Origin of the sequence: Actinosynnema sp. NPDC059797 (assembly GCF_042732085.1) — a bacterium.
GTDB lineage: Bacteria > Actinomycetota > Actinomycetes > Mycobacteriales > Pseudonocardiaceae > Actinosynnema.
In genome coordinates this window covers 1-11,503 of the sequence record NZ_JBHWIE010000231.1, presented here as the reverse complement: position 1 = coordinate 11,503, position 11,503 = coordinate 1, and the positions used below count along the sequence as shown (strand labels likewise).

10 protein-coding genes are annotated in these 11,503 nt (G+C 72.1%); 7 read left to right on the top strand and 3 right to left on the bottom strand.

Annotated features, from left to right (window positions below):
- Positions 1-143: 143 nt before the first annotated feature.
- Together ACFV4N_RS32055 and ACFV4N_RS32050 are read right to left on the bottom strand one after the other, a co-directional pair.
- A complete protein-coding gene (locus tag ACFV4N_RS32055) occupies positions 144-1,562 on the bottom strand; it encodes an MFS transporter (protein ID WP_499676380.1) in 1,419 nt (472 codons plus the stop codon).
- 1,455 nt (positions 1,563-3,017) lie between these two features.
- The gene (locus ACFV4N_RS32050; protein WP_499676379.1) at positions 3,018-3,887 is read right to left on the bottom strand and encodes an oxidoreductase; all 870 of its coding nucleotides are present in this window, start codon (positions 3,885-3,887) and stop codon (positions 3,018-3,020) included.
- A gap of 132 nt (positions 3,888-4,019) precedes the next feature.
- On the opposite strand from ACFV4N_RS32050, the gene ACFV4N_RS32045 reads away from it, so the two are divergent.
- Positions 4,020-4,928 carry a LysR family transcriptional regulator gene (locus ACFV4N_RS32045; protein WP_499676378.1) on the top strand — a complete coding sequence of 303 codons (909 nt, stop codon included), beginning with the start codon at positions 4,020-4,022 and terminating at the stop codon, positions 4,926-4,928.
- Positions 4,929-5,015: 87 nt separating this feature from the next.
- Here the strand turns inward: ACFV4N_RS32045 and ACFV4N_RS32040 are convergent, their stop codons facing one another.
- A complete protein-coding gene (locus tag ACFV4N_RS32040; RefSeq protein ID WP_499676377.1) occupies positions 5,016-5,972 on the bottom strand; it encodes a mycofactocin-coupled SDR family oxidoreductase in 957 nt (318 codons plus the stop codon).
- Positions 5,973-6,199: 227 nt separating this feature from the next.
- Between ACFV4N_RS32040 and ACFV4N_RS32035 the strand changes: the two genes are divergently transcribed.
- The 6 genes from ACFV4N_RS32035 to ACFV4N_RS32010 all read left to right on the top strand — a co-directional run bounded on the left by ACFV4N_RS32035 (position 6,200) and on the right by ACFV4N_RS32010 (position 11,500).
- Complete coding sequence (locus ACFV4N_RS32035; RefSeq protein ID WP_499676376.1) at positions 6,200-7,234, top strand: ankyrin repeat domain-containing protein; 1,035 nt, start codon at positions 6,200-6,202, stop codon at positions 7,232-7,234.
- A 186-nt stretch (positions 7,235-7,420) separates the two neighbouring features.
- Positions 7,421-7,747 (top strand): muconolactone Delta-isomerase family protein, encoded by a 327-nt coding sequence (locus ACFV4N_RS32030; protein WP_499676375.1) that lies wholly within the window; start codon positions 7,421-7,423, stop codon positions 7,745-7,747.
- Positions 7,744-8,445: an EthD domain-containing protein gene (locus ACFV4N_RS32025; protein ID WP_499676374.1), complete on the top strand. Its 702-nt coding sequence runs from the start codon at positions 7,744-7,746 to the stop codon at positions 8,443-8,445. The genes ACFV4N_RS32030 and ACFV4N_RS32025 overlap by 4 nt, the downstream gene beginning before the upstream one ends.
- 119 nt (positions 8,446-8,564) lie before the next feature.
- Complete coding sequence (locus tag ACFV4N_RS32020) at positions 8,565-9,371, top strand: type 1 glutamine amidotransferase domain-containing protein (protein ID WP_499676373.1); 807 nt, start codon at positions 8,565-8,567, stop codon at positions 9,369-9,371.
- Positions 9,372-9,384: 13 nt separating this feature from the next.
- Positions 9,385-11,004 (top strand): thiamine pyrophosphate-binding protein, encoded by a 1,620-nt coding sequence (locus ACFV4N_RS32015; protein WP_499676372.1) that lies wholly within the window; start codon positions 9,385-9,387, stop codon positions 11,002-11,004.
- A 13-nt stretch (positions 11,005-11,017) separates the two neighbouring features.
- A complete protein-coding gene (locus ACFV4N_RS32010; RefSeq protein WP_499676371.1) occupies positions 11,018-11,500 on the top strand; it encodes a Cif family virulence factor in 483 nt (160 codons plus the stop codon).
- The last annotated feature ends 3 nt before the right edge of the window (positions 11,501-11,503 follow it).

The window sequence follows — 11,503 nt, the reverse complement described above, 5'->3', positions numbered from 1 at the left end:
CCTCGGCCCCGAGGTGTGGGGGGCCCAACCGGCCCAACAACCGGCTTAAGTGCACAAAAGCGGGGAATGGCGTGCACCTAGTCCCCGCGCCCCGACCCCGGGGGACAGGCGGGTGGCGCGGGGAGCCCCGAGTCAGGTGGTCTTCAGGAACGCCGGGCGCCTCGCAGGAGCACGGCGATCACCGCGATGCCGACGCCGATCACGGCGATCGCGGCGAGGTAGGCGGCGTGGTAGCCGGCCAGCACGTCCGCGGGCTCGGCCGACCCGCTCACCGTGGCGGCCAGCGTCACCAGGGCGGCCACGCCGACGCTGCCGCCGAGCTGCTGGGCCGTGACGTTCAGGCCGCCGGCCACGCCGTGCTCGTGCTGCGGCACGCCGGTCAGCGACGCCGCGGTCAGGCCCGCGAACGCCACGCCCTGGCCGATGCTCATCACGAACACGGCCGGGAAGACGTGCAGCCAGTACGTGCCGTCCAGCGGCGTGAGCGCCCACAGGCCCACACCGGCCGCGATCAGCAGCAGACCCGTGATCAGCAGGGGCCGCTGCCCGGTGCGGGCCATCACGCGGCCCGCGATGTTCGAGCTGACGACCACCGTCACGCCCATGGGCAGGATGGCCAGGCCCGACTGGAGCGGCGTGTAGCCGAGCAGGCCCTGGAGGTAGAGGGGCGCGAAGAACAGCACGGCCAGCACGGCGGTGAAGAACGCGACGGCCGCCACGGTCGCCGCCGACACCGACGGGATGCGGAAGATGCCCAGGTCCAGCAGCGGGTTGGCGGCGCGCCGCTCCCACCACACGAAGCCGACCAGCAGGACCGCGGCCAGCACCAGCGGCACCACGGTCAGCGGGTCGGACCAGCTCGTGTGGCTGGCCTGGCTCAACCCGAGGACGGCGAGCAGCAGGCCGCCGGTGACCGACGTGGCGCCCCCGACGTCCAGCTTCTCGGGCTTGCGGCGGCCGGCCGGGAGCACCGACTTGACCGCCAGGAGCACCGCCGCGCCGATGATCAGGTTGAACACGAACACGGCGCGCCAGCTGAACAGGTCGGTCAGCACACCGCCGATCACCACGCCCGCGCTGAAGCTCGACGCGCCGACGGAGGTGTAGACGGCGAGGGCCTTGTTGCGCCGCGGCCCCTCGGGGAACAGCTCGGTGAGCAGCGCCAGCGAGGCGGGCCCGGACAGCGCCGCGCCGACGCCCTGGAGGGCGCGGGCGACCATCAGCACCTCGGCCGCCGGCGCGACGGCGGCCACGACCGTGGCGACGGTGAACAACCCGACACCGAGGGTGAACACGCGCCGCCGCCCGAGGACGTCGGCCGCGCGCCCGCCGAAGAGAAGGAAGCCGGCGAACGTGACCGCGTAGGAGGTCATGGTCCACTGGAGCCCGGCGCTGCTGATGGACAGCTCCTCGCCGATCACGGGCAACGCCGCGTTGACCACGGCGACGCTGCTGGTGTCCAGCGCGAGCGCGGCGGCCAGGACGATGACCGCCAACCAGCGCGGGTTGTCGTCCGGGGGTCGGTGGGTGGTGGTGTCGACGGGGTCGACGTGGGTAGACACTGAGGTTCGTCTCCAGTTCACGGGCGCGGCGCCCCCTCGGGTCCCCTCTCCGACGCGCTCCGCCTAGCGGGCGCGGGTCGGTCCACGGGGGGACGGCCACGCGAGTCCAATGGGCCTGCTCAGCTCGACCGGGCGTCAGCGCACGGGTGCGAGCAGGCGAGCTACGGGTGGCGGGATGATCAGCGCCATGTCACGGTTGTCCTGGCGCAGGGCCGCCGGTCGCACGATCGGGTGATCATCGCCAGAAGATGTACGTAAATGGGGCCTTCGCCCATCGGTTGAAAGACAAGGCCGCCCGAAACCACCCCGGTCCGCCACCGACCACCCCGACCCCACGGGCCCCCGGCCCGAACGAGGAAGGAGAGCCCGGCCGCCGCCCCGGGGCGCCGACACCCCCGACCCCCACCCCGGCACCGCCACCCGGGCACCCGGCAGAACGCGCCCGCCCCCGCGGCGAACACGCTCACCCAGGCCCCCGCGCAGGCCGCGCCCGCGCCCGCTCCCGCCGGCGAGCGCACCCGCGTTGGCCGGCGCACCCGCGCTGGGGAGCGCACTCCCGCTGGCCGGCGCACCCGCGTTGGTCAGCGCACCCGCCTTGGCCGGCGCAACCCGGTCCGCGAGCGCACTCGCGTTGCCCAGCGCACTCGCGTTGCCCAGTGCACTCGCGTTGGCCGGCGCACTCGCGTTGGCCGGCGCACTCGCGTTGGAGAGCCCGCCGGCATTGGGGAGCGCATCCCCATCGGCGAGCGCAAGCCCACGGACGTGCTCGTCCCCGCAGACGAGCCAGTCCCGGCAGGTGTGCACGTCCCCGCAGACGCGCACGCCCTCACGGACGAGCCAATCGCCCCAGGCACACCCGCCGCCGGTGCGCTCGTCCGCCGGCCCGGTTGAGCGGCCCGAGGTCTGCGCCCACCTGGCGGCAGGCGTCGTCGGGCGGCGTCGGGCCTGGTGGACGAGGGGCGTCGACGAGTGGGCTCGGGCAGGCTGTTCGGCTCGGCCGGTGCAGGTGGGGTGGCAGGTGCAAGTGCAGGTGGGTTGGTCGGTTGTGGCGGTCGTGGCGGTCGGGTGGGGTTGGTGGGTGGAGTATGGGTCGGGACTGGTCAGCAGCATGTCCCGGTTGTCGTTTTGGTGTGATTTGAGAGTTTTGTCCGGGTGGTTGGCGAGCGCTGCGACGCTGCTCGCCGTCCGCCTCGGAGTCGTCACTCGGGTGGGGGCCGTGGCCCGCAGTCCTGCCGGTGCGAACCGGTGGGCTCGCCGTGCCGCGCTGCCTGTCGGGGCCTGGGCCAGCACCAGGGCCGGGGCCGGAGCCGAGGCCAGGACCGGGTGGCCGTAGGCCGCGAACAGCGGGTCACCGGTCAAGCCCGGGTGACCGCCGGCGCGCGGGGCGAGCGGGTGGGTTCGGGTGTCGGCGGGGCGCTTCAGGCCCCGCGGCTGGTATGCGGGCACGGCGTGCTCTCAGTCCTCGATCTCGGTAGCCCGGCCGACCGCTTCCCACTCGGTCAGCTCGGCCTGCACGGTGCCCAACCGGGCACCGATCGCGTCCACGGCGTCGTTGCCGAGCGCCAGTCGCAGCGGGGTGCGCGGGGCGTCGAGCGCCACGCGGATCGCCTCCGCCGCCTTGGCCGGGTCACCCGGCTGGGTGCCGTCCATCTCGCGCGCGAACTTGAGCACGGACGCCATCACGTCCTGGTAGTCCGGGATCGGCGCACCGAACCGCAGCGCGCTCCCCGCGAACGCCGTGCGGAACGCGCCGGGCTCCGGCAGCAGCACCTTGATCCCGAAGTCGGCGACCTCGGCCGCCAGTCCCTCGGACCACCCCTCCAGGGCGAACTTCGCCGCGCAGTAGCCCGCGAACCCGGGCCACACGACCTGCCCGCCCATGCTGGACATCTGCACGATCGCCCCGGTCCGCCGCGCCCGCATGTGCGGCAGCACGGCCTTGGTCAGCGCCACCGGCCCGTGCAGGTGCACGTCCATCAGCGCCCGCAGCTCGTCGTCCGGGGTCTCCTCGGCCGCGCCGATGAAGCCGTGCCCCGCGTTGTTCACCAGCACGTCGATGTGCCCGTGCCAGGTGATGGCGTCCTGCACCGCGTGCGCGACCTGCTCGCTGTCGGTCACGTCGAGCCGCAACGGCGTCACACGATCGGGGGCGATCGCCGTCAGCGGGGCGAGGGACTCGATGTTGCGGGCCGTGGCGACGACGATGTCGCCGTGGCTCAGGGCGTTCTCCGCGATCGCCCTGCCCAGACCTGAAGAAGTGCCGGTGATGAACCACACCCGCGCCTGCTCGGCACCGGTCTGGTGCGGTACCTGGTTCGTGCTCATGAAAGGTCCTCCTCGCCCTGGACCGGTCAGCCCTGCACGATCAAGAAGACACCGGGACTTCACACCAAGTCCAAGACCCTTGCCCATACGCTCACGGCATAGATCGCTATTCGAGGGGGCTCCCGAACTCCGATGGACGTCGACACCCGCGTCCTGCGCTACTTCGTCGCCGTGGCCGAGCAGCTCAGCTTCACCCGCGCCGCGGAACGGCTGTTCGTGTCGCAACCGGCCCTGAGCCGGCAGATCCGCCAGTTGGAGGCCGACCTCAAGATCCCGTTGTTCGAGCGCACCAGCCGCGAGGTGCACCTCACCGCCGCCGGCGAGGCGCTGTTACCCGTGGCGCGCAAGCTGATCGCCGACTGGCAGGCCGCCCAGCGCACCGCCCGCGGCATCGCCGCCGCCGAGAAGCGGGTGCTCCGCATCGGTTTCGAGGCGACCGGCGCCGGCCCCCTGACCACCAGGGCGCGCACCGCGTTCGCCGCGCGCCACCCGGACGTCACGGTCGAGCCCAAGCGCTTCGACTGGGGCGGCGAGGTGGCCGCCCTGCGCGACGGCCTCGTGGACATCGCCTTCCTGTGGCTGCCCGCCGACACCACCGGCTTCCACACGGAGATCGTCGCGGTCGAGGAGCGGCTCGTGGGCCTGGCCGCCAAGCACCGGCTGGCCGACCGCGAGCACGTCTCCATCATGGACCTGCGCGACGAGCCGGTGGTCTGGACCCGCAAGGCGCCCCGGTTCTGGGTGGACTGGTGGGCGGTCAACCCGCGCCCGGACGGGTCGGAGCCGGTGTGGGGGCCGGAGAACGGCAACGTCGAGGAGATGCTGGAGCACGTCGCCGCGGGCGAGGCCATCTGCATGGGCCCGCGCTCGATGGCGGCCTACTACGCGCGCCCCGACCTGGTGTGGCGGCCCATCACGGACGTCGCGCCGCTGCGCATCGCCTTCGCCAGGCCGGCGACCAGCACGAACCCGCTGGTCGCCGACTTCGCCGAGGTCGTCCGGGAGCTGGTCGGGCCACCCGGCTCACCGGGTGAGCGCTAGTTCACCAGAGGAGCGCTGGTCCACCGGGCGAGCGCTGACCCACCGGGGGCGCTGACCCACCGGGGGCGCTGGTCCACCGGGTGAGCGTCAGGCGTTCCACTTCGCGCTGGCGCCCGCGGTGACGTCCAGCACCGTGCCGGAGACGTAGCGGGCGCGCGGCGAGGCGAGGAACGCGATCGAGTCGGCCACGTCCTCCGGCTCGATCAGCCCGACCGGCTGGGTGTTGTACGAGCGCAGCGCCCGCTCCAGGTCCTCGACCGTCGTGCCGCCCGCCCACCGGTAGGTGGCCTCGTTGAGCACCATCGCCGTGCGCGTGCCGGTCGGCGCGACGCCGCTGACCCGCACGCCGGCGGGACCGACCTCCGTGGCCAGCGCCTTGACCAGGCCGACCGCGCCCCACTTGGCGGCCTGGTAGTGCGGCAGCAGCGGCGCGCCGTGGCGGGCCTCGCTGGACGTCACCACGATGATCGTCCCGCTCTTGCGGGCGACCAGGTGCGGCACGACCGCGCGCATGGTGTTCGCCACGCCGACCAGGTTGACGTCGAGGACGTCGGCGAACTGCTGCGGCGACATGTCGGCCATCGCGTTGTAGGTGCAGATGCCCGCGTTGGCGACGGCGACGTCCAGCCGCCCGTACTCGCGCACGACCTGGCGGGCCACCTCCTGGAGCCGGGCCGCGTCCCGCACGTCCGCCTTCACCGCGGTCGCGCGCCGGCCGAGCGCGCGGACCCGGCGCACCGTGTCGTTCAGCTCGGCCTCGCTGCCCAGCGGGTAGTCGAGCCGCATCGCGTCCGGCCTGGCGATGTCGAGGGCCACCACGTGCGCGCCCGCGCGGGCCAGTGCGAGGCACGTGGCCCGGCCGATGCCGCGGGCCGCGCCGGTGACCAGCGCCACCTGCCCGCGCAGGTCGTCGCCCCCGCCTTGCCGGTTCTCGTCGGCCTGCGCCCCGCCGGCGCCCGCCACCATGCCCGCCGCCACACCCGCTGCCGCGCCGGCTCCCGCCAGCACCGCCGCCCGCCTGCTCACCTTGGCCTGTTCCGTCATGGGCACGATCGTGGTGAGCGGTCCCGCGCGGTGTCCAAGACCCGCGACGATGCCGTTTGGTAATAGCCCTCGTGCACCCGGTCAAGTCCGACCAGTCGCGCACCGCGCCTTGTCCGGCGTCACCGGCGACGAGTTGACTGGTCCTCGTTCCCGGGCACGTCGTCCCGAACCACCTTGTCGCACAAGGGAAATCGGCCGTGCTCAGAAACCCGATCAAGGAGAGTTCCATGAGTGACGCGGTGCGCACGCTGCTGCTCAACGCGGTCCGCCGGGACGACGTGGCCGAGGTGCGCGGCCTGCTGCGCAACGGGGTCGACCTCAACTCGCGCGGCTCGGACGGCCTGACGCCGCTGATGATCGCCGCGGGCAAGGGCAACGCCGACCTGGTCAGGCTGCTGGTCGACGCCGGCGCGGACGTCTACACCACCGACAGCGCCGCCGGCGGCACCGCGCTGCACAAGGCGGTGCAGGGCGGCGACCTGGAGACGGTGAAGGTGCTGGTGGAGGCCGGTGCGTTCATCGACGCGGTGTCGGTGACGACCGGGCACACGCCGCTGCTGGACGCGTTCTGGTACAAGCACCCCGACATCGTCGGCTACCTGCTCGACCGGAACGCGGGCCTGAACCTGTCCACGCACTACGGGTTCTCGATGCGCGACCACTTCGAGTACGCGATCAACGTGAACACGCTGGGCCGGGAGAAGCTGCTGGCCGCGGAGGCGCTGCTGAAGCGGCGCATCGAGGCCGACGAGCGCGCGGTCGAGCGGCAGAAGCTGATGGCCGCCACCGCCGCGGGCGACCTGATCGGCGTGCAGGTGCTGCTGGCCAACGGCGCGGAGGTCGACGCGCGCTACCCGGTGCTCAACGGGTTCAACGACCTGCACACGCCGCTGCTGGTCGCGTCCCGCGACGGCCACACCGAGATCGTGCGGGCGCTGATCGCGGCGGGCGCCGACGTCAACGCGACCGAGCCGACGTTCGGCGCGGTGCCGCTGCACAAGGCCGTCTACAACGGACACGCCGACATCACGCAGGTCCTGGTCGACACCCCGGGCACGGACATCGACTTCCAGGGCTCCACGAACGGCTACACGCCCCTGCACGACGCCCTGTGGCACGGCTTCGAGGACTGCGCCCGCATCCTCGTCCGCGCCGGCGCCCGCCTGGACCTGGTCGGCCACGACGGCAAGACCCCGCTGGAGATGGCGGTCGACGTCTTCGGCCCCACCCACCCCCTGACCGACACCATCCGCAACGCCTGACCCCGCGCGTGTCCTCCACTCGGGCATCGCGTGTCGTCCGCTCCGGCACCGCGAGTCGACCACTCGGGACGAGCGGCCGGAGCACGAACGCGCGTTTCGCGGTGCCGGACTGGAGGACTCGTGATGCCGGACTGGATGACACGCGGTGTCCGACTGGAGGACACGCGGAAGTAGGAGGAGAAGTTCATGTTGTTCTACTGCCAGATGAAGTGGAACCACGAGGGGCGCATCAGCCTCGACGAGCTGTGGGAGCTCGAGGAGGAGGAGACCCGCCACGCCGAGGAGACGTTGAACTCCGGCTACTGCATCGGGCTGTGGAAGGTGGCCGGGCAGAAGCGGGTCATCGCGGTGGTCGACGCGGAGTCCGCGGAGGAGCTGGACCGGTCCGTGTTCCGCCTGCCGATGCGCGAGTACCTGGAGTTCGAGGTCATCTGGCCGCTGCGCGACTACCTCGGCTTCGCGGAGGACGTGGCCAACCGCTACCGCCCTACCGAGGCGGAGACCAGCCGATGATCCACCAGCTGATCTTCGCCTACCCGCGGCCGGGCATGAGCGAGCAGGAGTTCCACCGCTACTGGGTGGAGGAGCACGCCGTCCGCTACGCGAGCAGGATCCCGCAGATCCGGCAGTACGCCGTGGACACCAGGGTCGAGCTGGGCCTCGACGAGCCCGAGCCGCTGTGGTCGGGGGTCGCCGAGATCTGGCTCGCCAACGAGGAGGAGCAGCTGGCGTCGTTGCAGACGCCGGAGTTCCTGGAGGGCGCCCGGCTCGACGAGCCGCGGTGGGCGGCGTTCTGGCGCACGCTGGTCATGGACACCGAGGCGCACGTGGTGGTCGAGGGGCCGCCGCAGCGGGCCGACCAGCCGGGCACCAAGCTGTTCGTGCTGGTCAAGCGGCGTGAGGGGATGCCGCTGACCGAGTTCCGGCAGTACAGCCGGGACGCGCACGCGTCGCTGATGGCCAAGGTCCCCGGCCTGCGCCGGTACTACCAGAACCACACGCGGGACGGCGCGTACGGCGTCGGCGAGGCCACCCTCGACTGCGCCTACCAGCTGTGGTTCGACGACGCGACCGCCCTGCGCCACGCCCTGCGCACCCCCGAGTTCCAGCGCGCCATGGCCGACCTCGCCACGTTCACCGAACCCCGGTACGTGCACACCCTCGCGGTCCGCGAGAACTGGGTCATCGGCCCGTCGGAAAACATCATCTAGTCAAGTCCGGAATATCGTCCGGCAATTCTCGCCAAACCAGCCGGTGAACGGTTGGATGAGAAGTGCGAGACCCACTGAAAACCTGTTTGAGGAGAATTGTGACCAAGCGAATTTTGGTCGTGCTTTCCGAGTACGGTTACTGGGGTGAGGAACTGGTCGGCCCGGTCGAGGCGTTCGACGCCGCCGGCTACCGCACCACCTTCCTCACGCCGACCGGCAAGCGGCCCCAGGCCCTCCCGCCGAGCCTCGACCCGGAGTACCTCGACCCGCCCCTGGGTCGTTCGGTCACCACGCCGGACATGGCCCGCCGCGCCCGTGAGCTGGACGCCTCGCCCCGCCTGGACAACCCGCTGAGCCTGGCCGACCTCATCCCCGAGCGGCCCTACTACAGCGCGGTCAACCACCTGCGCGAGGTGGAGGAGTACCACCGCCGGCTCGACGGCGCGGTCGCCGACCTGGTCGGCAGCTTCGACGCCCTGGTGCTCGTCGGCGGCTCCGGCCCGATCGTCGACATGGCGAACAACGAGCGCCTGCACGAGCTGGTCATCGGTTTCGTGAACGCCGACAAGCCCATTCTCGCGGAGTGCTACGGCGTCGCGGTGCTGGCTTTCGCGCGTGACCTGGAGAGCCGCGAGAGCATCATCCAGAACAAGCACGTGACCGGCCACCCCAAGGAATACGACTACAAGGACGGCACCGGTTTCATGGGTGTCGAGTTCAACATGGGCCCGCCGCCGTACCCGCTGGAGTACATCCTGCGCGACGCGACCGGCCCGGTCGGCCGCTTCCACGGCAACGTCGGCAAGGAGACCTCGGTCATCGTCGACTACCCGTTCATCACCGCGCGCTCCACGCCGGACTCGGTGCCCGCGGGCGAGCTGCTCGTGCGGGTGCTGGAGCAGGGCCTGCGCCGGTTCGGCTGGTAGGAGAGGACCACTCATGAACGGCAGGCCGGGAAAGGTCGCCATCTTCGAGCAGTTCGCGGCCGACGGCATCCAGTACATGTTCGGCAACCCGGGGACCGTGGAGCAGGGTTTCCTGGACGCGGGCGGTGAGTTCGACGTCGAGTACCTGCTGGCGCTGCACGAGGGCGTCGCGGTGGGCATGGCCGACGGCTACGCCCGCGCAGCGCAGCGACCGGCCCTGGTCCAGCTGCACAGCGGGGTCGGGCTGGGCAACGGCATCGGCATGCTCTACCAGGCCAAGCGGGGCGGTTCGCCGCTGGTCGTCCTGGTCGGCGAGGCGGGGGTCCGCTACGACGCCATGGACGGGCAGATGGCGGCCGACCTGGTCGCCATGGCCGAGCCGGTCACCAAGTACGCGACGCGGGTGCTGGACCCGTCGTCGACGCTGCGGGTGCTGCGGCGCGCGGTGAAGATCGCGATGACGCCGCCGCGCGGCCCGGTGCTGGTCGTCGTCCCGGCCGACGTGCTGGACGAGATCACCACCGAGCCGGTGTTCCCCACCCCGATCCCGAACACCCGGGTGGTCCCGGAGACCCCGCTGGTGGCCGAGGCCGCCACCACGCTGCTGGCCGGCGAGCGCCGGCTGGTGCTGATGGGCGACGGCGTCGCCACCAGCGGGGCGCAGCGCGAGCTGACCGCCGTGGCGGAAGCGCTCGACGCGAAGGTGTGGGGGGTGAACTCCTCGGAGTTCAACTTCGACGCCACGCACCGCCTGCACGGCGGTCAGCTCGGGCACATGTTCGGCGCGGACAGCGCCCGCGTGGTCGCCGAGGCCGACTCGGTGCTCATCGTCGGCACGTACGTGTTCCCCGAGGTGTTCCCGAGCCTGGAGAACCCGTTCAAGCCGGGCGCGCGGATCGTGCACGTCGACCTCGACGCCTACGAGATCGCCAAGAACCACCCGGTGGACGTGGGCATCGTGGCCGACCCGAAGCTCACGCTGGCCGCGCTGGCCAGGGAGCTGGTCCGGCAGAACCCGTCGGCCGCCGCGGCGCCCGAGCCCGCGCGGGGCCGGCCGGTGCACCCGGAGCCCCCGCTGACCGAGGACACGGTGCTGGACCGGTTCGTGCGGCGGCTGGCCCGCCGCGCGCCGGAGGACCTGGTGGTGTTCGACGAGGCGCTGACCGCGTCGGCGCCGCTGGCCAGGCACCTGCCGCCACAGCGGCCGGGCGGGTTCTTCCAGACCCGCGGCGGCTCGCTGGGCGTGGGCATCCCGGGCGCGCTGGGCATCAAGCTCGCCCAGCCGGACGCGCCGGTGGTGGCGTTCACCGGCGACGGCGGCTCGATGTACACGTTCCAGGCGCTGTGGACGGCGGCCCGCTACGGCATCGGCGCGAAGTTCGTGATCTGCAACAACCGCCGCTACCACCTGCTCGACCTGAACATCGAGCAGTACTGGCGGGAGCTGGGGATGTCGCCCCACGCCTTCCCCGCCGCGTTCGACCTGTCCAAGCCGGACATCGGGTTCACCGGGCTGGCCGCGGCGCTGGGCGTGCCGGGGCAGCGGGTGGAGAAGCTGTACGAGGTGGACTCCGCCGTGGACGCCATGCTCAACCACGACGGCCCCTACCTCGTCGACCTGGTCATCGACTGAGGAGGCACGAGCTATGACTGGGGGAGCCGGTGACCGGATCACCGAGTCGGCGGTGCGCGGCCTGGTGCGGGACTGGTTCGCCGCACTCGACCGGCACGACGACGTCGAGGTGCTGCTGGACCTGCTGACCGAGGCGGGCCTGGTGATGCACCTGCCGCAGCGCACGGTGCGCGACCACGAGGACTTCCGGGCCTGGTACCGGGAGACCACCAGCACCTACTTCGACGAGGTGCACGACGTGCTCGACGTGAAGGTGGCGACGACCTCGCCGCTGCACGCCGAGGTGGCGCTGCGGGTGAACTGGCAGTCCCGGATGTGGGCGCCGCCCTCGCCCAACAGCGCGTGGGTCGGCGTCACCTCGAAGGAGACGTGGTCGGTCGTGCTGCGGGACGGCCGCCCGAAGATCCGCACCTACACCGTCGGGGGTCTGACCCCCATGCCGGGATCCGCCGCCCCGCGCGCGACCGAGTTCGCTCCCGAGAGCGCCGCGGCGTAGCAG

Excerpts from the sequence above, each read along its gene's own strand:
- ACFV4N_RS32025 (WP_499676374.1), top strand. The coding sequence starts at position 7,744 with ATGATCCACCAGCTGATCTTCGCCTACCCGCGGCCGGGCATGAGCGAG.
- ACFV4N_RS32035 (WP_499676376.1), top strand. The coding sequence starts at position 6,200 with ATGAGTGACGCGGTGCGCACGCTGCTGCTCAACGCGGTCCGCCGGGAC.
- ACFV4N_RS32010 (WP_499676371.1), top strand. The coding sequence starts at position 11,018 with ATGACTGGGGGAGCCGGTGACCGGATCACCGAGTCGGCGGTGCGCGGC.
- ACFV4N_RS32050 (WP_499676379.1), bottom strand. The coding sequence starts at position 3,887 with ATGAGCACGAACCAGGTACCGCACCAGACCGGTGCCGAGCAGGCGCGG.
- ACFV4N_RS32040 (WP_499676377.1), bottom strand. The coding sequence starts at position 5,972 with ATGACGGAACAGGCCAAGGTGAGCAGGCGGGCGGCGGTGCTGGCGGGA.
- ACFV4N_RS32030 (WP_499676375.1), top strand. The coding sequence starts at position 7,421 with ATGTTGTTCTACTGCCAGATGAAGTGGAACCACGAGGGGCGCATCAGC.
- ACFV4N_RS32015 (WP_499676372.1), top strand. The coding sequence starts at position 9,385 with ATGAACGGCAGGCCGGGAAAGGTCGCCATCTTCGAGCAGTTCGCGGCC.
- ACFV4N_RS32045 (WP_499676378.1), top strand. The coding sequence starts at position 4,020 with ATGGACGTCGACACCCGCGTCCTGCGCTACTTCGTCGCCGTGGCCGAG.